22 protein-coding genes are annotated in these 25172 nt (G+C 48.3%); 17 read left to right on the top strand and 5 right to left on the bottom strand.

Translation table 11 applies throughout. The annotated features are described in order from the left end of the window. Positions 1–125 precede the first annotated feature (125 nt). The 6 genes from EP073_RS09805 to EP073_RS09780 all read left to right on the top strand — a co-directional run bounded on the left by EP073_RS09805 (position 126) and on the right by EP073_RS09780 (position 8516). Positions 126–1307: an efflux RND transporter periplasmic adaptor subunit gene (locus EP073_RS09805; protein ID WP_128466972.1), complete on the top strand. Its 1182-nt coding sequence runs from the start codon at positions 126–128 to the stop codon at positions 1305–1307. Positions 1308–1312: 5 nt separating this feature from the next. Next, the gene (locus tag EP073_RS09800; protein ID WP_128466971.1) at positions 1313–5686 is read left to right on the top strand and encodes an efflux RND transporter permease subunit; all 4374 of its coding nucleotides are present in this window, start codon (positions 1313–1315) and stop codon (positions 5684–5686) included. Between the two features lie 155 nt (positions 5687–5841). Next, positions 5842–6780 carry a CsgG/HfaB family protein gene (locus EP073_RS09795; protein ID WP_128466970.1) on the top strand — a complete coding sequence of 313 codons (939 nt, stop codon included), beginning with the start codon at positions 5842–5844 and terminating at the stop codon, positions 6778–6780. After that, on the top strand, positions 6767–7129 hold the full coding sequence (locus tag EP073_RS09790; protein WP_128466969.1) for a hypothetical protein: 363 nt from the start codon (positions 6767–6769) through the stop codon (positions 7127–7129). Before EP073_RS09795 ends, EP073_RS09790 begins: the two co-directional genes overlap by 14 nt. Continuing rightward, positions 7126–7482, top strand: coding sequence for a DUF4810 domain-containing protein (locus EP073_RS09785; RefSeq protein WP_128466968.1), 357 nt, complete (start codon positions 7126–7128; stop codon positions 7480–7482). The genes EP073_RS09790 and EP073_RS09785 overlap by 4 nt, the downstream gene beginning before the upstream one ends. Before the next feature lie 2 nt (positions 7483–7484). Then, positions 7485–8516, top strand: a complete 1032-nt coding sequence (locus EP073_RS09780) for a DUF799 domain-containing protein (RefSeq protein WP_128466967.1) — start codon at positions 7485–7487, stop codon at positions 8514–8516. A gap of 48 nt (positions 8517–8564) precedes the next feature. Here EP073_RS09780 and EP073_RS09775 read toward each other — a convergent pair whose 3' ends face one another. After that, positions 8565–8894, bottom strand: a complete 330-nt coding sequence (locus EP073_RS09775; RefSeq protein ID WP_128466966.1) for a YnfA family protein — start codon at positions 8892–8894, stop codon at positions 8565–8567. Between the two features lie 257 nt (positions 8895–9151). On the opposite strand from EP073_RS09775, the gene EP073_RS09770 reads away from it, so the two are divergent. The 4 genes from EP073_RS09770 to EP073_RS09755 are packed head-to-tail and all read left to right on the top strand — an operon-like array spanning position 9152 to position 12769. Further along, positions 9152–10393: an ABC transporter substrate-binding protein gene (locus EP073_RS09770; protein ID WP_128466965.1), complete on the top strand. Its 1242-nt coding sequence runs from the start codon at positions 9152–9154 to the stop codon at positions 10391–10393. A gap of 18 nt (positions 10394–10411) precedes the next feature. Further along, positions 10412–11116 (top strand): GTP-binding protein, encoded by a 705-nt coding sequence (locus EP073_RS09765; RefSeq protein ID WP_128466964.1) that lies wholly within the window; start codon positions 10412–10414, stop codon positions 11114–11116. Then, on the top strand, positions 11109–12143 hold the full coding sequence (locus EP073_RS09760) for an ATP-binding cassette domain-containing protein (protein ID WP_128466963.1): 1035 nt from the start codon (positions 11109–11111) through the stop codon (positions 12141–12143). The genes EP073_RS09765 and EP073_RS09760 overlap by 8 nt, the downstream gene beginning before the upstream one ends. An 11-nt stretch (positions 12144–12154) precedes the next feature. Beyond that, positions 12155–12769 carry a class I SAM-dependent methyltransferase gene (locus tag EP073_RS09755; RefSeq protein ID WP_128466962.1) on the top strand — a complete coding sequence of 205 codons (615 nt, stop codon included), beginning with the start codon at positions 12155–12157 and terminating at the stop codon, positions 12767–12769. Between the two features lie 166 nt (positions 12770–12935). Here the strand turns inward: EP073_RS09755 and EP073_RS09750 are convergent, their stop codons facing one another. Beyond that, positions 12936–14399 carry a catalase gene (locus tag EP073_RS09750; RefSeq protein WP_128466961.1) on the bottom strand — a complete coding sequence of 488 codons (1464 nt, stop codon included), beginning with the start codon at positions 14397–14399 and terminating at the stop codon, positions 12936–12938. Beyond that, complete coding sequence (locus tag EP073_RS09745) at positions 14399–14833, bottom strand: Fur family transcriptional regulator (RefSeq protein ID WP_128466960.1); 435 nt, start codon at positions 14831–14833, stop codon at positions 14399–14401. Before EP073_RS09745 ends, EP073_RS09750 begins: the two co-directional genes overlap by 1 nt. 205 nt (positions 14834–15038) lie before the next feature. Here EP073_RS09745 and EP073_RS09740 point away from each other — a divergent pair, with 205 nt between their 5' ends. The 4 genes from EP073_RS09740 (at position 15039) to EP073_RS09725 (ending at position 17223) form a co-directional block, all read left to right on the top strand. Then, a complete protein-coding gene (locus EP073_RS09740; RefSeq protein WP_128466959.1) occupies positions 15039–15764 on the top strand; it encodes a hypothetical protein in 726 nt (241 codons plus the stop codon). Positions 15765–15907: 143 nt separating this feature from the next. Continuing rightward, positions 15908–16516 carry an RNA polymerase sigma factor gene (locus tag EP073_RS09735; RefSeq protein ID WP_128466958.1) on the top strand — a complete coding sequence of 203 codons (609 nt, stop codon included), beginning with the start codon at positions 15908–15910 and terminating at the stop codon, positions 16514–16516. Then, complete coding sequence (locus tag EP073_RS09730) at positions 16509–16796, top strand: hypothetical protein (RefSeq protein WP_128466957.1); 288 nt, start codon at positions 16509–16511, stop codon at positions 16794–16796. The genes EP073_RS09735 and EP073_RS09730 overlap by 8 nt, the downstream gene beginning before the upstream one ends. 7 nt (positions 16797–16803) lie before the next feature. After that, on the top strand, positions 16804–17223 hold the full coding sequence (locus EP073_RS09725; protein WP_128466956.1) for a Spy/CpxP family protein refolding chaperone: 420 nt from the start codon (positions 16804–16806) through the stop codon (positions 17221–17223). Between the two features lie 21 nt (positions 17224–17244). On the opposite strand, the gene EP073_RS09720 is transcribed toward EP073_RS09725, so the two are convergent. Continuing rightward, the gene (locus EP073_RS09720; protein ID WP_128466955.1) at positions 17245–18615 is read right to left on the bottom strand and encodes an ATP-binding protein; all 1371 of its coding nucleotides are present in this window, start codon (positions 18613–18615) and stop codon (positions 17245–17247) included. Then, the gene (locus tag EP073_RS09715) at positions 18612–19298 is read right to left on the bottom strand and encodes a response regulator transcription factor (protein ID WP_128466954.1); all 687 of its coding nucleotides are present in this window, start codon (positions 19296–19298) and stop codon (positions 18612–18614) included. Before EP073_RS09715 ends, EP073_RS09720 begins: the two co-directional genes overlap by 4 nt. Before the next feature lie 158 nt (positions 19299–19456). Here EP073_RS09715 and EP073_RS09710 point away from each other — a divergent pair, with 158 nt between their 5' ends. Genes EP073_RS09710 through EP073_RS09700 form a run of 3 tightly spaced genes read left to right on the top strand, consistent with a single transcriptional unit; the run spans position 19457 to position 25136 of the window. Further along, positions 19457–20869 carry an efflux transporter outer membrane subunit gene (locus EP073_RS09710; protein WP_164885329.1) on the top strand — a complete coding sequence of 471 codons (1413 nt, stop codon included), beginning with the start codon at positions 19457–19459 and terminating at the stop codon, positions 20867–20869. Beyond that, positions 20866–22050 carry an efflux RND transporter periplasmic adaptor subunit gene (locus EP073_RS09705; RefSeq protein ID WP_128466952.1) on the top strand — a complete coding sequence of 395 codons (1185 nt, stop codon included), beginning with the start codon at positions 20866–20868 and terminating at the stop codon, positions 22048–22050. Before EP073_RS09710 ends, EP073_RS09705 begins: the two co-directional genes overlap by 4 nt. Then, a complete protein-coding gene (locus tag EP073_RS09700) occupies positions 22047–25136 on the top strand; it encodes an efflux RND transporter permease subunit (protein WP_128466951.1) in 3090 nt (1029 codons plus the stop codon). Before EP073_RS09705 ends, EP073_RS09700 begins: the two co-directional genes overlap by 4 nt. The last annotated feature ends 36 nt before the right edge of the window (positions 25137–25172 follow it).

The following is a 25172-nucleotide window of genomic DNA, read 5'->3' as shown; positions in this document are numbered from 1 at the left end:
GTTTAGAAAATTGATAATTGACAACTTTATTGACTATATTGTTGAAATGACATACTCAAAGTGCGATGATATAAATACTGTATAGCCTGCGGTTTCAGCGGCTTAAACGCAAGAGAGGTAAAAGCATGGAAAAGTCATTGACACTGCTTATGATTCTGTTTGTTTTATGGGGGTGCGGAGATAAAAGGGAAACGGATAATGAAACATATATTCCGGTGAAGACAGCAGAAGTGACGCATGTTAATGACAATCTCACAGTTTCGGCAGGGGGAGCAGTGACCTCTCAGGATGCTCCGGCGAAGCTGTCATTCCTTGTTTCCGGCAGAGTCATGAGGATTGTCCCCGGCGAGGGGGAGTTTGTCCGCAGGGGGGAACTCATAGCAGAGCTTGATCCGACCGACTACAGGCTTGCGGTGCAGAGGGCGGAGGCACAGGCTGAGATGGCGAAAGCGGCATACGAAAAGGCGGACAGTCCCGTGCGCCCCGAACAGCTTGAGCAGGCACGCATAGCCTGCGAGCGGGCAAAGGATGAGCATGCAAGAATGAAAACGCTTTATGATTCGGGCAGTCTCGCCCCGAATGATTATCTGAAATTCAGGGCAGCTTACGAATCTGCGGAACGCCAGTACGAAATGGCAAAAAACGGCGGACAGAAAGAGGACAAACAGCAGGCTAAGGCGGCGCTGAGGCAGGCTGAGGCGGCTCTGTCTTCCGTACGTAAGAGTTTAGGCGACACAAAGCTTTACGCCGTCAGTGACGGATATATGTCCAAAAGGTTCGTCTCCGAAGGAGAAACAGTTTCAGCCGGTTCCCCAGTTGCTGAGATTGTGAAGCTTGACCCTGTGGATGTGAGCGCAGGCGTTCCCGAGAAGGATATACGCCTGCTGGAGGCAGGTCAGGTAGCGGAGGTGCGCCTTGCTGCTCTGCCTGAACAGGTTTTTGAGGGTATTGTGCGGCTTGTGAATGTTTCCGCTGATCCCGCCACCAGAACATACCTTGTGAAGATCGAAGTGCAGAATCCCCGCAAGCTACTGAAAATAGGAATGGCTGCGGATGTTTCCGTTAAGACATCCGAGCGGGCGGACATGCTCACTGTGCCGCTTAACACCATAGTGCGGGATGCTCAGGGCGCTCCGGCGGTTTTTGTAGTCAAAGAAAACAGAGCCTATGCCGTCAAAGTGGAGACAGGCAGGCTTTATAAAACATCCATAGAGATAAAAAACGGTCTGAAAGGTGATGAAACAATAGTTTCAGCCGGACAGGAAAGGCTCAGGGACGGAAACGGCGTTAAGCCGGCAGCGGAGTGACGGTTATGAAATTCATCAAAAGCTCCCTGAACCACCCTATAGTTACGGTCGTTATTACCCTTGCCGTGGTGATAGCGGGCATCCACGCCTTTATGAAGATGCCCAGAACCGAAGACCCCTCAATCACTATCCGCACAGGTCTTGTATTTGCGGTATATCCGGGCGCAACCTCAGAGGAGGTGGAACGCCGGCTCACTGTAAAGCTTGAGGAGCATATTTTCAAGTTTCCCGAGATCAGAAAGGGTAAAACCTATTCAACCAGCCGTCCGGGTTTGGCTGTGATAAATGTTGAGCTTGAGGATTACGTCACCGAGGCGGATCTCTTCTGGGCGAAGCTGCGTAATGAGCTTACGGAAGCCCGCTCCGAGTTCCCCGAAGGGGTCGCCGGAGTGTCTGTAAACTCCGATTTCGGCGACACCGTGGCGATGCTTATAGCCGTTCACGGCAGAAAGTACGGCTACAGGGAGCTGAGTGATTACGCTGATAAAATAAAGGACGGACTCCGCTCAGTGCGGGAAGTGGGCAAGCTCGCCGTATACGGCAGGCAGCAGGAGCAGATAACTGTTTCTACTGATTCCGAAAGGCTTTCCGCATATGCCGCAGACCCGATGAAGATCGCCCGTGCGCTGAAGGAACGGAACGTGACAGGCTTTTCCGGCAGTTTTGAATCGGCGGAAAACAAGATTCCAATCAAAACCGGCGGGTTTTTCAGTGCCGAGGATGATGTCAGAAACACGCTGATAGATGTTTCCCGCACAACAGGACACCCTATCTATCTGAAAGATGTGGCGGATGTCCAACGGGTGTACGAAGACCCTTCATTCATGGTGCGTTATGACGGCGAAGCGGCTCTTCTGCTCTCCGTTGAGATGCAGGAAGGGAAAAACATAGTCGAACTGGGCGAATCAATCGGAAGGGTTTTTACGGAGCTGAAAAGCATACTCCCTCCGGACTTGTCACTTGATCTCGTGGCGGATCAGCCGACAGTTGTCAGGGAACGGATGAGCACTCTCACCCATGAGTTTATGCTCGCCATAGCCTCTGTAATACTCGTAACGATCATTCTGCTGCCTATTCGCGTAGCTGTCATAGCGGCTGTCGCTATTCCCGTAACCCTATGCGCTACTTTGGGTTTAATGAACACCTTTGAGATAGCGCTCCATCAGGTTTCCATAGCCTCTCTCATAATGGTGCTGGGAATTGTGGTGGATGACGCCATAGTGATAGCGGATAACTATGTGGAACTGCTGGACAGAAAGGTGCCGAAGGAGGATACGGCGTGGCGTTCTGCGGGGGATGTTTTCGTTCCCGTGCTCACGGCGACTCTGACAATTATTTTCTCTTTCCTGCCCTTGCTCATACTCACAGGCTCGGTGGGCGAATTTATCTCCGCTCTGCCGAAAACAGTATCCATTGCCCTGTCTGTTTCGTTCATTGTCGCCGTCATGCTGACTCCGATTATGTGCAGGTTCTTCATCAAAAAGGGGCTGCATGATGAAACAGCGGGCAGAAAGCGGAAACGCACAGTGCTTGACAGGGTTCAGAATGCCTACGCCGTTACAATCAGCATATTCATGAAGCGCAAATACCTTGCCGCCGTGGTGGGCATATCCGCTGTTCTTCTGGGCGGGCTGTATTTCAGGTATGTTCCTCAGCAGTTCTTTCCGTCTGCCGAGCGCAACCAGTTTGTGATTGATGTATGGATGCCGCAGGGCTCCAGAATAGAGACGACAGACGATATTATGCGCCGCATAGAAAAAGCACTCGGCAGCCGCAAGGATATTAGTCATTTTGCCTCATTTGCGGGCAGAAGCGCACCGAGATTCTATTACAACGTGAATCCTCAGCAGCCGGACCCTGCATACGGTCAGTTCATAGTGAATACTGCCTCAGAGGAGGCAACATCCGCTCTTGTGTATGAACTGCGAAGAACTCTGGCGGAAACGGCGCCGGAAGCGCTTGTGATAGTGAAGGAGCTTCAGCAGGGCAATCTCCTTGAGGCTCCTGTTGAGGTGCGTATAAGCGGGTATGATATTCAGGAGCTTAAGCGCATCGGCGCGGAGATAAGCGGAATCATATCCGCAGTGCCTTACTCCGACTTCGTGCATACGGATTTCTTCAATGATTCCATGATGATAGATGTTGATGTGGATACGGACGCCGCCGCAAGGCTGGGTATTCCCGCATCAGCCATAGCAGGCTATCTCTACGGCGGGTTTGACGGTCTGTCAGTCACCGACTACAGGGAAGGGGAGCGAGTGATTCCCGTCGTGCTGCGGCTTAATGAGGAGAACAGGAAAAGCTTCTCAGACATCGGGGATTATTACATAACCTCTCCCTTGACAGGCGCAAAGGTTCCCGTGCGATCAGTTGCGGAGCTCAAACCGGAGCTTCAGGCAAGCCGCATAGTCCGCAGAAACGGAGTCCCCACGCTTACTGTGAGGGCTTTTGTTAAGGAAGGTTATTACGCCTCAGCTCTTCTTGGTGATGTGCGCCCTGCAGTGGAGGCTATAAAGCTTCCCGCAGGATATAAAATCAGCTACGGCGGCGAACTGCTGAACAGGGAGGAGACCTTTCCGCAGATGGTGGTTGCTCTCGGCATAAGCCTTGCCGCGATATTCTTCGTCCTTCTTGTGCAGTTTAAAAATATCAGAGAGCCGCTTGTGGTTATGTCGTCCATACCTCTTGCGCTGCCGGGCGCTATGTTCGGGCTGTTTATCACAAACAATCCCTTCGGTTTCACGGCGTTCATGGGGCTGATCAGCCTCTGCGGAATAGTGGTGAGAAACGCCATAATCCTTGTGGACTACATAAAGGAGAAAACCGCCGAGGGGCACAGTCTGGAGCGTGCGGCTACGGAAGCGGGTGAACGCAGGCTCCGTCCCATATTTCTTACCACAATGGCGGCGGCGGTCGGGGTTACTCCCATGATTCTCTCCGGTTCAAGCCTCTGGAGCCCGCTGGCAAGTGTTATCGCCGTGGGGCTTGTATTCTCCATGTTCTTTACGCTTCTTGTTGTCCCTGTGCTGTATGTAGTTGTTATGTCAAGGAAAGGCAGAACATCAACCGCTGCCGTTTTAGTTCTGCTGTTGTTTGCGGGCACGGCAAATGCCGAAACCTTCACTCTGAAACAGGCGGAGGAATATGCCCTTAAAAACAGCCGGAACCTGAAAATAACCGAGGCGAAAATACAGGAGCAGGCGGCGGCGAAACTGACGGCACGGGCGGATTATTTTCCCATGCTGTCAGTGGAATCCATGTATACTCAGACGAGCAACAACGGCGTAGTGACAATAGACAAAGGCGCGCTGGGCACAGTGCCCGGTCTCGGCGGGTTTCCCACGGAAGACCTTGAGATAGATCAGGGAAGCAATTCCCTGTTTATTGTAAGCACTACCTTAAAACAGCCGCTGACACAGCTTTTTAAAATAAATGAGGGCGCAGGCGCCGCAGACGCCGATCTTAAAAAAGCCGGAGCGGAGCAGAGAAAGGCTGTGAACGAAACAGCCTTTGCCGTGCGGCAGCTTTATTACGGCATTCTTCTGGCGGAGCAGCAGTCGGCAGTTTACAGAGTGTATGTCGGAGCCTTTGAGCATGCCGTTATGGAAGCCCGTGACGCTTTCAATGCGGGCAATGTGCTGGAATCCGCAGTGATGGAGGCTGAAACAGGGCTCCTCAACAGCAGGCAGAACGTCATAGCCGCTGAGACACGGCTTTCGGATCTCAGGGCTCAGTTCAGAGATCTGCTGAACCTGCCTAAGGACACGGAAATCGTTCTTTCAGACACATTTGATGATGAACCTGAAAATGTGAATATCACATCGGCAGAGGCTTATCTGACCTCCCCTGATGTTCAGGCGGCTGAGTATGCGCTGAAAAAAACAATGCACGCCAGAAGCGCCGCGAAGGATGAATATATCCCCGATTTGGGTCTGTTCGTCAGGCATACCTATCAGGACGGAGTACCGTTTGTTGACAGCAGCATAACCACCTTCGGCGTGCAGGCTGAGTGGAACGTTTTTGACTGGGGCAAACGCAAGGGTTTGGTGGGGCAGAGAAACGCACAGGTGACTCAGGCTTCGGAAAACCTGCGCAACGTGCGGGGCAGGCTTGATGTGGAGCTGAACAGGCTGAGCGGCAGGCTTGAATATGCCGCTGGCGCACTGAAAACAGCCGAGAAAGCGGCGGAACTGGGGATGGAGAGCTTCCGCCAGATGAAGGACAGGCTCAGAGCCGGACTGGTGAGCGAATCCAAGTATATGCAGGCGGGAGCGGCAGCGGAAAAGGCTCTCTACGATATGAGGGCGGCAAGGCTGAACCTTCTCCTGACTGCGGCTGAACTGCGGAAAACCGCGGGTGTGCTGGTATTGGCAAATTGAAATGAGTTAGTAGCAGATTGTATTTTTTTACTAATGTTCATTTCTCACTTTAAACAATAAAAGAACTCTGTGAATATATTTTTCGTATAGACATATCTTGTTTATTTGTGAATAATAAATAATTGGTCAAAAAACACAAGAGACAGGGGGAGGAAATGTCTAAGCTTAATATTTTACTTATGTTTTTAATGCTATTTTTGCTTGGGTGTACTACTACGCCAACAGTAATTAAAATTGATGTACCTACAGTTGTTCAGCCTCAAGTTATTGGGAAAGAACAACATATCCTCAAGAGGAAGGTTGCTATTGCTCGATTTGGAAACGAAGCAATGTATTCAAAATCTGCTCTTTTCGGCTTAAATAATGACTACAATGCTGAAAAACAAGCCACAGATATTTTGTCTGCAAAGCTTACACAATCAGGAAAGTTTATCCTTCTTGAGCGTAGTGATGATGAACTCCTTAAAAAAGAAATAGATGCTCATCGCCTTGAATCACTGAAAATTAACGCTGATTACCTTATTGTTGGGTCTGTAAGTGAGTTTGGAAGAAAAACTGTTTCAGAAACTGGTGTTTTCTCTCGTTCCATACAACAGGTTGCTTATGCGAAAGTAAGTGTTCGACTCATTGATGTAAAAACTGGTATTATTATTTTTGCACAGGAAGGCAGTGGTGAAGCTTTAAGTGAAGCAGGTTCTGCTTTCGGCGTGGGTAAACATGTAGGTTATGATTCAACCCTGAACGACAAGGCCATTTCTGCAGCAATCAACAGCGTTGTTGATGGGTTAATGAACAATCTTCTTAATAAACCATGGCGTTCATATATTCTTACGTTTGATGAATCGACAATTACTATTGCTGGAGGGCAGAATCAAGGTATTATTGTTGGAGAAATATTCAATGTGTATGAAAAGGGTAAAAAAATCAAGAATCCTCAGACTGGTACTCTGATTGAGCTTCCAGGAACTAAACTTGGCAAGATAAAGGTCGTGCAACTGTTTGGTTCCAACTACACTGACGAAGGTTCTGTTTGCATTATTGAAGAAGGTAATTTTTCAAAACTGAATCTGGAGGATTTATATGTTGAAAAGTAAGGTTCTCATATTTTTTATTTTCGTTACATTTATACTAGTTGGGTGCGGTTATAGAGAAGCAACTGTTCAGTCCAGAGATATTGGTTATCTCAAATTTTATAAAAGTGCGTTTGCTACATATAAGATAACAGTTAATGAAAGGTATACTTTTGAGCTTGAACATTGCACTATTAAACGGAATGAGGCAGAGTTAGCTGAGAATGAATGCATAGACAGCAACAGTAACACAGTCTACGAAGTTCAAAGTGGTAAGGTTGAACTGAAAGTATACACAAAAGATAATTTACTCATTATGTCAAAAGAAATTTACTTGGGTTCAAATAGCACTTATGAGGTAAAATTGCCATGATCAAAAGTTTGATATTCGCTTTATTAATTGCTTTCAGTGTTGTTGCTTGTGCAACAAATACTTCTCTCTATTATTGGGGAGATTATCCTAAATCTTCAGTTAATTATGCAATGAAAAGCGCTGACAAGGAGTATACTCAGAAGCATATAGAAGAACTCAGGAAAGTTATAGAAACATCCGACAGTCAAAAAAGGAGAGTTGCTCCAGGATTATACGCCGAGTACGGGCAGCTTCTTTATGAAAATGAACAAAGAAACGAGGCCAGGAAATTTTTTGAACTTGAAAAAACAACGTATCCTGAGTCAGAAGTTTTTATAAACAGAATAGTATCTAAACTTTATTCGGAGAATTAGGTATGAATAAAAAACTGATTTTAATAATTTCTTTTTTAAGTTTTGTGTTTTCAGGGTGTGCAACGTCATCTTCTGTCAAAAAGGGTGATTACTACAAATCTTACTTTAATACCCACCCTACATCAATTCTCGTTTTACCGGCAAGAAATACGACAACAGCAGCTGATGCAGCAGAACATTTTAGATATTCTATTACGCAACCTCTGGCTGAAAGGGGATATTATGTATACCCTGTACATCTTGTTGATGCTTTTTTTAAAAGCGAGAATATTGTTGAGAATGAACTGATAAGAAATATTCCAATTTCAAAACTTAAAGAGGTATTTAATGCTGATGCAATAGTTTATATTGACATAAATGCATGGGATACTGGTTATAATGTTATTTCAAGTAATGTTGATGTTGGTTTGTCATACGCTATTGTAAATACTGCGACCGAGAAAGAAATATGGAGAAGCAATGCTTATGCTTATTCAGCCAGAGTAATTGATACTAGTAGTATAGTGAGTATCATTGTTTCCGCAGTTACAGTTGCAGTGAATACTGGAACTGACTATACTAAATTATCTCTTGTGGCCAATCAACACGGGTTGTCAACTCTTCCTGTTGGTAAATATCACCCCAATTATAAAAGTGATTTAGAAGAAGTTCTGGTTATCCCTGATTCCGGTGAATACAAAAATGGGTTACTCTATGTGGATGAGTATTTTGTATATGGAGAAAATTCTGAAGAAGATGTTCCGCTTGTAGTTAGAATGAGGGCAAACGGCTATTTTGCATTTAATGTAATGAGCTTGGGTGGAAATGTTTTTAAACATAACGGGTATACAAAATATTATTATTTAGAGAAAGTAGGTGAAAAAACATACCTCAAAAACAAGTTTTTTCTTTATGATGATTACAGACCTTTTTTATTTGTTGAAGGAAAAAAGTTATACGTTGAAAGAGAATCGGACGGGAAAATTCCGTTTATAAAAGATGGCAGTAAATATTACTTTAATATAGAAGAAGTAGTGGAAGTGAAAAGTAATTAGATAATTGGTTCAGCCTCGCGGCTGAACTGCGGAAAACCGCGGGTGTGCTCATCCCCTTGGAGCGAGAAAAATAATCGCCATTCCGCAGAGGGTTACCGCTACTCCCACGTAGTCCCACAGATGCGGCTTAATCCCGTCCACAAGCCAGAGCCACACAAGGGCGACTGTTACATAGATTCCGCCGTAAGCAGCGTAAACCCTGCCTGCGGCGGCAGGGTGCAGCGTGAGCAGCCATGCGAAAAGAGCAAGGCTAAGCGCTGCGGGAATAAGCAGCCATGCAGAAGCACCTTTTTTAAGCCAGAGATAGGGCAGATAACAGCCTGTAATCTCCGCCAGACCTGTAATTACAAAAAGCCCAACTGTGCTGAAAATATTCATAATTGTTCCCCTTGAAATCCAAGACTAGGTAAAACGTCTGCCAAATGCAACCTGTATTATGCCCTTTGTTATGGACAAACAGTGCAAAAGGGATAAAATAGATACTATTCAGAACATAAAACGATACACAGATTTTTTATTGATAATTTAATAAGGTCGCTATATAGTTTACTTCATAGCGATGTCGTTATTTTAAGTGACGGATCAGGCTATATTATCTACGTGCGTCGTGAGCGTGCGGTTTCAAGGAGGCAGTCTTGAAAAATATTAAGCCTGAAATGAGTATTTCAGACATTTTCGCAAAATTTCCCGAAACCGGAGAACTGTTTATCATGAACGGTCTCGGTACTTTCTCGGAGAATGAAGCGTTTCTAAAAACCCTTACTCTTGATTCATTTATGAAGATGAGAGAGCTTAACCCCGAAATTTTCCTTCCGCTTCTGGAAAAGCGTATAGAAGCGTGCGAAACTCCCATGCTTTACACAGAGGACGCGCCCCCCGTGAAGCCGGATTTTCTCGGCTACATGGTGTGCCCCGTTAAGCATCTTTTCAAGGAGTCATACGAGGAAGCGATGTTGAAACACCTTGAAAAAACAGGGGAACAATTCGTCAGCTTTGTGCCGATGGGCTGCGGCGGGGCGGATCCGTATGAAGATATATGGCAGTCGCACAACATAGACGAGTTGCCCGATATTGTAGGTTCCATAGGTTTCGGCTCCTTCTACCGCAGTCAGTTTACCTCCCGCTTTCTGGACAGCGGTCATTATGAATCCTGCCAGATGAAGCCGATGCCCGAGCCCTTCGCATCCGCGGGAATCGAAGATCCGCTTGGTGTTTATACTGTTTACGCTGTCTATACTTACATCATTCTTGTGGACTACAAAAAACTCAAAGATCTTCCCGTTCCCCGCAGATGGAGCGATCTGCTCAAGCCTGAGTATAAAAACAATATCATAGTCGGCGGCAGTGACGATTACATCAGTGAGGTTCTCCTCGTAAACATCTGGAAGGATTACGGTCAGGAGGGGCTGGACATGCTTCTGCCCAATATCAAGGACGGCTGGCATGCCTCTCAGATGGCAAAAGCAGCCGGAAGCTCCATGTCGACCGGAGCGGCTATTTATGTTCTGCCGTGGTTTTTCGCCAAATCCTGCCCGAATACCGAGCATACGGAGATAATCTGGCCTGAGGACGGCGCAATGGCAAGCCCCATGTATATGCTTGTCAAAAAGAGTGAAAAGGAAAGGCTGAAACCAATTATAGACTATATGACAGGAACTGAACTGGCGGACATTATGGCTTCCTCATTCTTCCCTTCTGTCCACCCTGAGGCGAACAACCATCTCCCTGAAGGGGCAAAAATCAAATGGCTCGGCTGGGACTTCATCAGGGAAAGGGACATGAAGGAATTTTCTGACGAAATGAACGACAGGTTCATGGAAAAACTCAGGCAGCACAGGAAAGAGCAGGGCAAAAAGCTCCACGTAGTTATCCGCTGATAAATCAAAGGAAGATAAATGAAGCTTATTACAGTTGCGGGACCCCCGTCCGCGGGGAAAACCTCGGTTATTATAAAAACAGCAGAATACCTCAGTAAATACAAAGGGAAAATAGGGATAGTCAAATTCGACTGCCTCTCCGCCCTTGACCACAGGCTGTATACGGAAGCGGGTCTGACGGTTGTCACCGGACTTTCCGGCAATCTGTGTCCCGACCATTACTTTGTCAGCAATATTGATGACTGTGTTCAGTGGGGCTTGGAGAAAGGTTTTGACGTGCTCATAAGCGAAAGCGCCGGACTCTGCAACCGCTGTGCGCCCCACATAAAGGGCGTTACAGCCGTTTGTGTTGTGGACTGTCTCTCAGGGGTGGACACACCGCAGAAGATTGGTCCTATGCTCCGTTACGCAGACATAGCCGTTATCACCAAGGGAGACATAGTTTCTCAGGCGGAAAGGGAGGTTTTCGCTTTCCGTGTCCGTCAGGCTAACCCTAAGGCGGCGGTGATGTTTGTTAACGGCATTACCGGACAGGGCGCCTATGACCTGAGCTTCTCGTTTGATGAGGCCTCCGAGGTCACTTCTCTTGAGGGGGCAAGGCTCCGCTTCTCCATTCCCGCCGCGATCTGTCCCTACTGCGTGGGGGAAACGGATATAGGCGTAGCCCATCAGAAGGGCAATGTTAAGAAAATGGCATTCAAAGAGGCGGTGCCGAATGAATAATCATCTTCTTAAAGTGCCGTTCGGCAGGCTGCTTCAGGAGCACCCTTACGCAGGAGATTATTTCCGTTCCATCGGTCTTTCATGGAAGGACAGCCTCCTGACTCCGGCTGAGCTCATAGAATCCGTTGATGAGGAAACAATGGAGGACGCCGGACTCTCTCACGAGCAGATGCGCACCCATTTCCTTGAGTTTATGGAGCAGGCGTCTGCGCTTATGAAGGGCTCAAGACGCAGGCTTAACTCTCTTACTGTAATAGGCGGAACAGATAAAAACGGACGTGCGGAGAATGTGGAGCTTGAGCTCCGCCCGGGTGACATAATGTGCATTGTCGGTCCCACCGGATCAGGAAAAAGCCGTCTTCTGGCAGATATTGAATGCTTCGCCCAGAAGGATACGCCTACTGGCAGGACAATCCTCATAGACGGAAAAACCCCTTCGCAGGAGGAGCGCTTCCGCTTTGAGAACAAGCTTGTGGCGCAGCTTTCGCAGAATATGAACTTCGTGGTTGATCTTAATGCGGAAAACTTTGTCGCCATGCACGCCTCAAGCCGCATGGTTGTGGATATAGAAAATACCGTTGCGGCCGTCATAGAGTGCGCCAACGAGCTTGCCGGCGAGAAATTCGAGCGCACAACGGCGCTGACGCAGCTTTCCGGCGGTCAGTCCAGAGCGCTGATGATAGCAGATACGGCTCTGCTCAGCTCATCACCGATTGTGCTTATTGACGAGATAGAAAACGCAGGTATTGACAGAAAAAAAGCTCTGGATCTTCTTGTGAAAAAAGAAAAGATCGTGCTCATGTCCACCCATGACCCGATTCTGGCTCTTATGGGTAACAGACGCATAGCCATAAGCAACGGAGGCATATCCGCTGTTATCGAAACAGGAGAAAAGGAGAAGGAGAATCTCTCTGTTCTGGAAGCCTATGACGCTAAAATCCTCAGCATAAGAAACATGCTGAGAGCAGGCAAAAAAATAGATTTCGGGATGGAGGAGTTCCTCGGTCTTGCAGAAAAAGCACTTTGAGGTGATAACTTATGCAGAACAAGGCGCAGGAATTTGACTCCATAGCCGAAGAGGTGTTTGCCCCCCTTTATCCTGTTGTTGCGGAACAGATTCTGCAAATCACCGGAAAAGAGAGCGGAACGTGCCTTGATATAGGCTGCGGAGGCGGGCATTTGGGGCTTGAGATAGCCAGAATGGTCGATATGCGTCTTGTTCTTGCGGATATTTCTGCGGATGCCGTTGAGCTTGCCCGCAAAAGAGTGGGCGGCTGGGGTTTTTCCTGCATAGCCGAAGCGGTTGTAGCGGGGGTGCACAGTCTCCCGTTTGCGGACGGTTCGTTTGACCTTATAGTGAGCAGAAGCTCAGTCTGGTTCTGGGATGATCATCTCGGAGCTTTCGGAGAGCTTATGCGGGTTCTCGCTCCGGGCGGAATAATCTTTATCGGCAGCGGTTTCGGCAAGCAGAGGGTGAAACAGGCTGTAATCGAAAAAATGAGGGAAAGAAGTCCCGAGTGGCCCAAAAAGGTCAAAAAGAAAACAGGGGCGGAACATACTCCGCAAACCATAGCGGACACCTTCAACCAACTCGGCGGTCTCACTGAAATATTTCAAAATGACTGTGGCGGCTGGGTAATCTGCCGGAAGTAAAGGTAATTTTCAAATTTTATCCATTAAAGTCGGTTAAGCATGCGGATAAAAAGAGAGAGGCGGGGGAAACCCGCCTCTGAAGTTGTTGACAAAAGTAAAAAACTGAGACTGCCTCGCAGTGAAGTAATTTGCCGTCATTGCGAACTTTAGTGAAGCAATCTCTTAGTTATTTAACCTTTTTAATATCGATTTTCATAGCCTTGGCAACGCCTTTGCCGTATTCGGGATCCGCCTTCATGCAGTTGCCGATGTGCCGCACCTTTATTTTTTCAGGAGCGTCTCCCATGGCTCTTGCCGTGTTCTCGAAGAGAACCTTCTGCTGAGCGGGGCTCATGAGCCTGAAAAGCAGACCGGGCTGAGTGTAGTAGTCGTCATCGTCTTCCCTGAAATTCCAGTTCCATGCTCCGCCCTCAAGCTCAAGCACAGGCTCACGGAATTTCGGCTGCTCCTGCCATTCGCCGTAGCTGTTCGGCTCATAGTGAAGAGTGGAGCCCTGATTGCCGTCTGTGCGCATCTGTCCGTCTCTGTGGTAGCTGTTGAACGGGCATCTGGGAGCATTTACGGGAATCTGGTGGTGGTTCACGCCGAGCCTGTAGCGCTGTGTATCACCGTAGGAGAACAGCCTGCCCTGAAGCATTTTATCCGGTGAAAAGCCTATTCCGGGGACAATGTTCGCAGGGTTGAAAGCTGCCTGCTCGACATCCTGAAAGTAGTTTTCGGGGTTTTTATTCAGCTCGAAGCAGCCTACCTCAATAAGCGGGAAATCTTTTTTAAACCAGACTTTTGTAAGGTCAAACGGATTGTAGGGCATTTTCTTCGCCTCTTCCTCCGTCATAACCTGAATGAACATCTTCCATTTGGGGAAGTCGCCCTTGTCGATGCTTTCAAGCAGGTCTCTCTGGTGGCTTTCACGGCATTTACCTATGACTTTTTCCGCTTCTTCATCCGTGAGGTTTTTGATGCCCTGCTGTGAAACAAAGTGGAACTTGACCCATACACGCTTGTTTTTGTCGTTAATCATGCTGAAAGTGTGGCTGCCGAAGCCGTGCATATGGCGGTATGACTGGGGAATCCCTCTTTCACTCATCGTAATCGTGACCTGATGCAGAGCTTCGGGGAGAGATGTCCAGAAATCCCAGTTATTTTTAGCGCTTCTCATGTTTGTTCTGGGATCACGCTTGACTGCGTGGTTAAGGTCGGGGAACTTCAGCGGGTCACGCAGGAAGAAAACAGGGGTGTTGTTGCCGACAAGGTCCCAGTTGCCTTCTTCTGTGTAGAATTTCATGGCAAATCCCCTGATGTCCCTTTCCGCGTCCGCTGCGCCCCTTTCCCCCGCAACGGTTGAAAAGCGCGCGAACATATCGGTTTTTTTGCCGATTTTTGAAAATATTTTAGCCTTTGTGTATTTAGTTATATCATGTGTAACGGTGAATGTGCCGAAGGCGCCTGAGCCTTTGGCGTGCATTCTTCTTTCGGGTATCACTTCCCTGTCAAAATGAGCGAGTTTTTCAAGATACCAAACATCCTGAAGCAGCATAGGACCTCTGGGACCGGCGGTCTGAACATTCTGGTTATCAACTACGGGTGCGCCTGCAACGGTTGTAAGTTTTTTCTTTTTCTTTTTGTCCATTACTCTGCCTCCTTAATTTTTTCTTTCCTGCATTTAGGGCAAATGCCTTTAAAATAAACGTTTTTGTCGTTTATTATGAAACCGCCTAGTTCGTCTGCGGTAAAGTCGTCAAGGTTTATCCTGAAATTGAATATTTCACCGCAGGATTCGCATTTGAAGTGTCCGTGATTTTTCATAATTATGTCGTACCTTGTTTCATTGTCCTCAATGTTCAGAATCCGCACCAGACCAGCCTCAACAAAAAGACTGAGGGTGTTGTAAACGGTGGTTTTTGAGAGAGAGGGGATTTCGGTGTGCAGATCATTGAAGATTTTCTCCACTGTGGGGTGACAGAGGTTCTCCTGCATATACACCAGAATACGCACCCTTTGGAATGAGGGTCTGATATTCCGGTTCATAAGCTCTGCCGCAGTTTCTTCGTTGCTGTGTTTCATATGCTCCTTCTTAGCTATAATGAAAACAAGTTTGTAATCATTATAAATTGATTTTAATTATTAAAATGCCGCAGGTCAAGTCAATACGAAAAAAATATCATTAATTTATTTTATCAGATCAAAACAAATGTAACCGCTGAAAACTCACCTTCGTCTAAGGTGGTATCAGGCAGGATGCCGAATACAACTTCAGGGAGGATGACACATGATAATTTCTGCTTCAAGCGGTCTTTATGAAAACCTGAAGATCAGCGGGCTCACACAGGTTTCCTCCGGCAGCAAAACCGAAGAAAACAGCGAAGACAGCCGTTTTGCATCACTTTCCTCTGTAGATAAGGCAGAGATAAGCAAAATGGGCAGCTTCATGGTGAACATGCCCGAAGAGCTTCAGACAGACATGGAAGACTTCAGAAACGCCATCAAGGAAGCAGCGGAAAGCGAAGAGGAGTTCAGCGCGGAGAGCGTTGCTGAATCAGCCTCGGAAGAACTGAAAACCTATGCCGAAGAGCAGGGCGTAAGCCTCACCGAAATGGCTCAGCAGGCGTATGACATGCACCAGAACGCCCCTCAGGAAGGGATGTACGGCATGCAGGGCGGGAAACCTGCCGGAGGACCTCCTCCCGGCGGAATGCCCCCGATGGGTGAATCCGAGGAAACAACCACTGACGAAACTCTTCTGAGCCTTCTGGAAGCGCTTGCGGAAGCCGGAGAGGACACTGAAACGGAAACAACTCTGAGTGTTTCCGAGACGGATGAATCCGAGGAAGCCGAAGAAACAGCCGAAACAGTTGCGGAAGAGGAGAATCTCAGTCAGATTTCAGAGATGCTGCTCAGCGCGCTGGAAAAAATGACATCGACCGATGAGGAGAAGGGATCTTTTGAGTACAAATACTCCATGATGATGAACTCACTTCTTTTCGGCGAAGCGTAAGGATTAATGACAGTTAAAGATGCAAGGTTCGGACAGGACGCACACCACCCGAAAGGGGCGGAGCGGGATAGACAGAGTTCCCTCCGCCCCAATAAATTTAATAATTGACTGAATAAGGTAAACGCGGAAGAATGTTATTTTGAATGTGCAGCAAACTACAGCCTGATATTTCCGACAGAGAGCTGATAGAAAGGCTTGTCTGCGGGGAATACGAATATTTCAGAGTCTTTGTTAAAAGATTCGAGTCGCTGGTTTTTGAAACCGTGGGAAGACATGTTCCGGAGGACATGACCGAAGATGTTGCACAGGAAGTTTTTATAAAAGTTTTCAAGTCATTGAAAACACTGGATAATTCTGAAAAAGTCAAAGGCTGGCTCAAAAAAGTGAGCATAAACTGCTGCTGTGACTACTGGCGGCGGGAATACAGAAAGAACGAAACTTCCCTCAGCAGTCTGAGCTATGAGGGCGGAAACCTGCTTGAAAGGCTGGAATCCGAAAGCGCGGGCGATGAGTTTGAGAGAAAAAGCAGGCAGACGCACCTGAGGATGATTCTCGACAGAGCTATGCTCGTTCTTTCTCCCAAGGACAGAATACTGATGGAGCTGGTATACTTTGACGGAGTCTCCGCTGCGGAGGCTGCGGACGTTATGAATATGACAAGAGCGGGGGTCAAAGTCAGAGCCTTCCGCGCAAAGAAAAAGCTTTCAGACGCACTTAAAAGAATGGGAATCAGGGACAGTAATTATGAGTGAGAAAAAACGACTGACGGAAGAACTTGCTGCGGCTAGCAGGGCAGGCAGAAACACTGCGCCGGATGAGGGCTTTGCTGACAGAGCCTACAGAAAGGCGCTTGAAAGCATGGCGGAAGAGGCTGAGATCTCGATGGTGAAAACACCGGCATTCGCGGTGCTTGTACCTGTTTTGTGCGTTCTTCTGGCTGTTCTTTTCATTACCGAAAACTATATGGTGCAGGAAAAGACGCTTTATCTCATGGAACTGCTTGTGACCGGTGTCTCAGGCGTAGTGATCTAGGTATGCCATGAAAAAGTCTGCTTATTTTGTTGTTATATTTCTTATTGGTTTTGTGGCAGGCGCAATTGCCATGAATATTTACCGCATAGCACAGTTTAATCATATGCGTAAAGAGCCGCACGATGTGGCGGCAAAAATTCACTCCATGCTTGAACGGGAGCTTAAGCTCACTCCTGAGCAGTCTGCCGATGTAAGGCGTATTCTTGACGAGGCGCGCCCGAAGGCAGATGCGCTCAGGGATAAAACGAAGCGTGAGGCCGATGAAATTTTTGAAGAAGCTTTCAGAAAAATGAATGAAGTTCTGGATGAAGGACAGATGAAAAAACTGTATGAGCTTCATGAAAGGTTCAAGAAAACCCCGCCCCCTCCTCCGCCGACGGGCGGGTTCGGACCTCCGCCCCCTCCGCCTTTTCCAGACAGACCGTAACAGGCGGCGCGGTGAATCTCTCTACACAGGAAGCTTCATTGTTATACAGAAGCCTTTGTCTGTATTGGCGGCGTAAAGCTCTCCCCTGTGGAGGTCTGCCGCGCGTTTAGCTATGGCAAGCCCCAGTCCGGTTCCTCCGGTCTGCCTGTCTCTGTCTGAGTTTTCCCTGAAAAAGGGAACGAATATCCTTTCAAGATTTTCTTCCTGAACTCCGTGTCCGTCGTCCAGAACTTCAACTGTGAAAAAAAGATCATCCGTGTTAACAATTATTTCTATCCTTCCCGCAGCATATCTAAGGGAGTTTCTGACTATATTTTCTATAGCGCTTGAGAGCAGTCTTTTATTACCGTGAATTTTGCAGCAGGAACATCCGTTGAAGATTATTTTCTTTCCTGAGGCTTCCGCTTCAAAGTGAAAATCGGGCATGAGGTTTTCTATGAGAGAGCAGAGATCGAAATGCTCAAACTGTATCTGCTTTCCGGTACAGTCAGAAACTGCCTTAAGGTCGGCTATCATCGTCCCCATCCTGTTCCACTCTGTTTCTATGCGGTTAAGCAGCTTGGCGGTGGGCTGATCCGCTTTGGCAAGCGCCAGCTCTATGGCAAGGCGCATTCTGGTGAGGGGGGATCTCAACTCGTGGGAAATATCCCTGAACATCCTTATCTGCTGCTGCCTGTTCTCCTCAAGGCGTTCCGCCATCAGCATGAACTTGTGGGCAAGCTCGCCGAATTCATCATTCCTGTGTGCGACTTCACTGAGTGATATGTCGAATGAGCCTTGCGATATTCTGTCAGATGCTTCGTTGATCTCTTTCAGGGGTATGGTAAGGTGTCTGGCGAGGTAGAAGCTGATCAGGGATATAATTATGATGTGCAGCATAATCTCCTGAAAATACTCTTTGAACCACACCATTGCAATCACTCTTCTCTCCGGTCTGTTATAAACTGTGAGCAGATATGAGGCTTTTTCCGGCATATTGCCTGCTGAATCCCGCAGAACAAACGCATTGAGAATTTGACTGTCGCTTATCTGCCTGACAACACGGAGCTTCTGTTTGGCAAGCGTGGTCACGGTTTCCATCGCTTCCTCAGAGAAGGGCTGTCCGGTTATCTCTTCAAGATTTTTGTCAAAAATATACGTCTTGTTCGGAGATTTAGCGGAGACCTTTCTCACATATTTTATGAAGCTGTCCGTGTCCATTGTCAGGTGTCTGTCGACAAAAAGAATATTGAGGTTGATTTCGTTTGAGTGCTGCGCCTTTATTGATAGAATACGTATAAAATCCTTATCTGACATAACATAGAGAAATATGCTAAGTATGCTGAACGCTATGAGGCTTATCCAGAATGAAATGAAAATTTTAAGGAAGATTCCGCCTTTGCCCAGCCTCAATTTTTAACCTCTGCCGTCAGAATGTAGCCTGCGCCCCTGATGCTTTTTATAATGTCGGGGTCGCCGATTTTTTTACGGATGTTGCTTATGTGAACGTCTATGCTTCGGTCAAAGGAGTTGAGCTCTCGTTCAAATACGCATTTTGATATATCATCCCTGCTCACTGTTTTGCCTGCGCTGCGCATAAGCATTTCGAGTATTTGAAATTCGGCGGATGTCAGTGTGATTTCCTGCCCGCCGGCGTATGCGCTGAGGCGTAATGTGTTTATTCGCAGCGTGCCTGCCTCTATTGTAACTCCCGCTGTCTGTCTTCCAGTTCTTCTTAGTATGGCTTTTATTCTCACTATGAGCTCTCGCGGGTTGAAGGGTTTGGGCAGGTAGTCGTCGGCGCCGTTTTCAATGCCGGAGATTCTGTCGGTTTCCTCACCTCTGGCTGTGAGCATGAAAACAGGAGTGTCATTTGTTTTGCGGAGTTCGCGGAGTATGGCGAAGCCGTCCATCCCGGGGAGCATCACGTCAAGAATGATCAGGGAAAAGCCGCCGTCCTGAGCCTTTGCCAGTCCTGATTTTCCCTCATGTACGCTCTCCACTCCGAAACCCTCTTCTCCGAGATAGGTTTCAAGAAGTTCGCAAAGTTCCGTATCATCGTCTATAATCAGTATATTTGCATTTATAAAATTCATAGATACAATTATAAAAGTAAACCGCAATAAAATCACGTTAATTTAAGTTAAGCGGTTCTCTGCCGCTTTACAAAAATTTACCATACAGGCCGGACTTTTCTGGATAATAACGGTCAATGTAGAGTAGAGTTTTATTATTCCGCGGGGAAGGGATGATTATGAAGTATACTGTTATTTTTTTGTTTGCTGTCTCAGCGGTACTCTCTGCCTGCGGAGCTAGGGAGCAGTCGCTGAAAGTGAAAGAGCTTAATACCGGCGCTCCTGAAAGCTTTGTGAATGTTTCCTCCGGATATGTGCCGGATTTTTCTTCTGAGTGGTGGAATGTTTTTGATGACACTGCCCTTGACGGGCTGATCCGTGAAATGTTTGCCAAAAACTATGAGCTTGAGGATACCTATGTATCCCTTGAGATAAAGCGTGCGGGCGTAAAATCCGCCCGTGCGGACAGACTGCCGACCTTGACAGCGGGGGTCGGCGTTTCGGATACCTCCCGTGAAGCAGACGGCGGCAGGAGATGGCAGGACGAGTATGAACTCTCCGCCAGAGCCTCGTGGGAGGCGGACATATGGGGCAGAAACTCAAGCCTTGTATCAGCCGCCGAATATGACGCGGCATACGCAGGAATGACTCTTCGCGGGCAGTACCTGTCCCTGTCGGCGGAACTCGCTGACAGATATTTCCTGTACCGCTACGAAACCGAGCGCCTCGGAAAACTCACAGCCCTTGAAAAACTTTACGAAAAACTGGTCACGGCGGACAGAAACGCCTTTAAATCAGGGCTTGGCAGCCTTGAAGATATATACGAATCCGAAAAGAAGCTGGAAACAGTACGGATAAGCAGGGCATCATCCGAATCTACCCTCATGAGCCTCAGGGAAGAGATAGCCCTCATGCTGGCGATAAAGGGAGCAGAGCTGCCCGAGCTGCCGCAGGGGTGGCACGTGAGGATTCCTGATGTGCCCTATGCCATTCCCGCTGAGGTGATTGCCGCCAGAGCGGATATAAAGGCGGCTCAATACGCAATCTACAGAACAGACAGACAGCTTGCCGCAGCCATTGCGGACAGGTATCCGTCACTCTCCCTTTCAGCCGCCGGAGTCTACGGTTCGGACAGCGTTTCATCGCTCATCCGTCCGGAGGCTTTCGCTTTTTCTCTGGTGGCGGATGCTCTGTTCACGGTGTTTGACGGCGGAAAGAAGAGAACCGCTGTGACGGTGAAGGAGCTGGAGCTTGATTCATATATTCTTAAATACAGACAAGCGGTTCTCGCCGCCCTGCACGACATAGAAAAGGGACTGCTGGAGAACGCCTACAGGGAGAAATCCTTGGAGGAGCTTAAGCGCACGGCGGAGAAAAACAGGTCGCTTTATGAGCTTGGCAGTCTGAAGTTTAAAGGTGGTCTTATCCCCATCAGGAGCGTGATTGCCGCGGAAACAAGCATGCTGGAGCAGGAGATTTCGCTTCTCGGTGCTGAGCGTGAGCTTGTGAGCGCCAGAATAAGCCTCATACGCGCCTTAGGCAGCGGATGGGAAGAGAAATATATAGCAGATAAATCAGGAGACGGGAAATGAGGAAGAGCATAATCAAAATTCTGCTGCCGGTGGCGGTGATCGGAGTATCGCTATTGGTCTGGAAATATTATATGTCCAACATTCCCGTTCCCGAAAAGACAGAGCCTGCGAGGATTCCGCCTGTCGTGATAACCGAGGTGTGTTCCAGAACCTTTATACCCCTTGAAAGGGAAGGATACGGGCGTATTCAGGCTGAAAAAACAATAGAGATAAAAACCGAAACAGGCGGAACAGTTATATATAAGAACCCTTCGTTTGAAGAGGGAGGCAGGGTGAGGCAGGGCGAGGTTCTCTTCAGGCTGGAATCTGTCTCCTACGAGGCGGAACTGAGCGCTGCGGAAACTGCGGTGGCGACAGCCAGACTCAATCTCGCCGAAATAGAGCACTCCGCTGACATAACCGCCAAAGAGTGGGAGCTCTGGAACGAAGGCAAGGAACGGCCGGAGAAACCCGGACGGCTTGCTGATTATGAGCTTCAGAAAGCCGAAGCTCAGGCGAAGCTGGCTCAGGCTGAGAATGATCTGAGGTCAGCGAAAAACACCCTTGCCAAAACTGTTTACTATGCGCCATTCAGTGCTGTGGTTGTTTCATCCTCCATACAGAACGGAAGCGTCGTGAAATCCGGCGATGTGCTGGGTTCTCTGGCGGGCAGCCGGCTTTACGAGGTCGTTGTGCCTTTCCCCGCTTCCGTGTCGGTGGATTTCCGCTTCTCGCTGAACGAGACTGAGGCTTCGCCCGCCTCCGTCATACTGAAAGACGGACAGAGCTCATGGGAGTACAGAGGCTATCTGGCAAAGCTTCTTCCCGGGGCTGATGAAACCACCGGAATGGTCAGAGCCGTCGTGAGGCTTCCTCTCACACCTGAAAATTTAAAAGATAAACCCTATCCCGCAATCGGGATGAATATAAAAACCGTTCTCCGCACAAGAGAGCCGGAAGAGAGGGTTGTCATACCCGAAGCCGCTCTCAGGGAAGGCTCACAGGTTTGGGCTGTGGAGAGCGGAAAGCTCCGCATAATTCCTGTCTCAGTCCATTCCTACAAGGCGGACAGGGTGCTTTTGTCCTCTGGTCTTGGAGGCGGAGAGGAGTTGATAGTCTCAAGACTCAGAGGCGCCATTGACGGCATGGATGTCACTGTCCGCACGGCTGATAATTCCACCCTTTCCGGGAGCCTTAAATGATGCTCAGGGGCGGCGCCGTAGCATGGATGGCGAAGAATAAGGTCGCCTCCAATCTGCTGATGCTTTTCCTGCTTGTGGGCGGTATCTTCATGATGCTGAACACCAAACAGGAGGTTTTTCCCGATTCTGAAAAGGATATAATAAACATTACTTTTGAATACACAGGCGCTTCCCCTTCCGAAATAGAAGAAGGGATGGTTCTTCCCACGGAGGATGCCGTCAGCAGTCTTCACTTTGTAAATAAGATAACCTCCGTGGCAGGTGAAGGCTCAGGCTCGGTGAGCATTGAGCTTATCAAGGGAATGGACAGGCAGCAGGCGCTTCAGGATGTTAAGTCTGAGGTGGATAAAATATCCACGTATCCGGACGAGGCGGAAACGCCTGATGTGGAGCTTGAGATACGGCGCAGAGAAGTTCTCACAGTCAGCGTGTACGGTGATGTGAACGAAGAGGCTCTGCGTTTTTACGCTGATCGGATAAAAAACGGGCTCCTTGCCACGGAAGGCATAACCCAGCTTGAGTATGTGGCCGTGAAGGACAGGGAGATAGCCGTCTGGATACCGGAGGAAACACTGAGAAAGTACAGCCTCACTCTCAGGGATGTTTCGGACGCACTGCGAGGAAACTCCATGGACTACCCTTCGGGAACACTTGAAACCGAATCGGGTGACATAAAGCTCAGGATGTACGATAAACGCCGAATAGGAAGTGAGTTCGGGAGTATCCCTGTCGTATCCTCAGCGGGCGGCGGCACAGTTCTTCTGGGCGATATTGCGGAAATAAGCGACGGCTTTGAGGAGCAGGATATACTTGAGCGCTTTAACGGCGCTCCGTCAATCTCCATAGATGTTTACAGGGTGGGCAAGCAGACTCCGGCAAGCGTGTCCGAACGGGTTCACGAAACTATTGATAAGATAACCGCCTCTTTCCCCGAATCAGTAAAAGTTGTCATATGGGATGACAGGTCGGAGCAGCTTCAGAACCGCATAGATCTTCTGATGAAAAACGCCGCCTTCGGTCTGTCTCTGGTGGTGCTTATTCTTGCTGTGTTTCTTGAAACCCGTGTCGCTCTCTGGGTGGCACTGGGCATACCTATTTCCGTTTTCGGCTCCTTCTATTTTCTGAATCTGGCGGGCGCCTCCATAAACATGATAACAACCTTCGCCTTCATAATGACCTTGGGTATAGCGGTGGACGACGCCATAGTCGTGGGTGAAAATATACACACCCATTACAAGTCCGGCAAAACCAGATACAGGGCGGCAGTTGACGGAACAAAGGAGATGCTCAGCGCCGTGACCTTCTCAGTGCTTACCACAGTCGCCACGTTCGCTCCGCTTCTGTTTGTGGAGGGGAGCATGGGGCTTCTGATGAACACCCTCCCCGTGGTGGTCATATCAGTTCTGCTGGTTTCGCTTATGGAGTCCTTCTTTATTCTTCCCGCGCATATGAACAGCGGCAGGGAGAGAGACGCCAAGCCTAAGTTCTCTCTTGGCATACGAGACGGAATAAGAAACGCTCTGGACAGGTTCGTGAACGGACCCTTTGACAGGTTCCTGCGGATGACTATGGAGTATAAATACGCCACTGTGGCTGTCTTCATTGCCATCACCATAATTTTTGCCGGTATTGTGGGCTCCGGCAATCTCAAGTTCCGTTTCATGGCTCCGCTTGAGGGAGACAGAGTGCGGGCGACAGCGGTAATGCCCACAGGAACTGCGGCAGCCGTCACTGAGAGGGTGGTGAAAAGGCTTGAGGAAACGGCATTTAAGGTTGACGCGGAGATGATGAGGGAGACAGGAAGCGACACGGGCTTTATAGAATACGTTAACAGCGGCATACGCAGAGACGGCAGCGCCGTTGTCAACGTAATGCTTTACGAATATGAAATCCGCAATTTCCGTACAGGGCTGTTTGAGGAAAAATGGCGTGAGGCGGTGGGCAGCATAAGCTCCGCGGAATCACTGAGCTTCGATTCGCAGCTCAGAAATTTCGGCGCGAATATATCCGTCCGTCTGGATCATGATAATGAGGAAGTGCTGAGGGAAGCCAGCGGCATAATAAAGCATAAGCTGGCGGAATACGGCGGGGTTTATGATATTGAGGACTCCTTTGCGTCAAAGCAGCAGGAGATTCATTATAGGCTTAACGGCTACGGAAGATCTCTCGGACTCACGAACGAGACCATAGCCTCTCAGGTTTCTCCGGCTTTTCTCGGAATAAAGTCGCTTATTTATCAGAGAGGACAGGACGAGGTGACAGTTAGGGTGAAATATCCTTATTCCGGACGTAAATATCTGGGTGACGTATACGCTGTTAACATTAAAACCCCTTCCGGTTCGGAGGTTCCACTGAGCTCGGTGGCTGAGGTTTACTTTACTGAGGATCTCACGGAGATAAACCGCACCAACAGGCGCAGGGTTGTGAATGTAATAGCCACTGCCGGAGTATTCTCAAACCCGCAGGAGATAATGAGAGATCTGGCTGAAAATACCATGCCGGAGGTTCAGAGCCTCTTCCCCGGTCTTGAGTGGAAGTTTGAAGGTCAGGAGGAGAGCAGAAGGGAATCCATGGACAGCCTGAAATACAATATGACTTTTGCCGTGCTGATCGTATACGCTCTTCTTGCCGTTCCTCTGGCAAGCTATGTTCAGCCGCTTATTATAATGTTTTCCATTCCTCTTGGGCTGGTGGGAGCGGCAGCCGGACATATGCTTCTGGGACTTACCCTGAGCCTCATGAGCATATTCGGCATGGTGGCGGTCAGCGGTGTGGTGGTGAATAACTCCCTTGTTCTGGTGGACTTTATAAACAGGTTCGGACGGGATAAAGGCTATGTAAACGATGAAATCATCATGGAAGGGGCAAAAAGGAGATTCAGACCTATAATAATGACGTCTCTCACAACCTTTTTCGGACTGGCGCCTATGATACTTGAAACATCCATACATGTTCAGTTTCTCATTCCCATGGCGGTCAGCATAGCCTTCGGCGTGCTTTTCACAACGATTGTGGCGCTTCTTTTCGTACCCAGCGCTTATTCTATTATGGAGGACTGCAAACGCCTGATTGATAAAAAGCAGTGAAACTATTAAGGCTATGTTCGCTCTCCGGTGCTAATA

This window comes from Geovibrio thiophilus (assembly GCF_004087915.1).
Taxonomy (GTDB): domain Bacteria; phylum Chrysiogenota; class Deferribacteres; order Deferribacterales; family Geovibrionaceae; genus Geovibrio; species Geovibrio thiophilus.
This window is presented reverse-complemented; position numbering and strand designations above follow the sequence as displayed.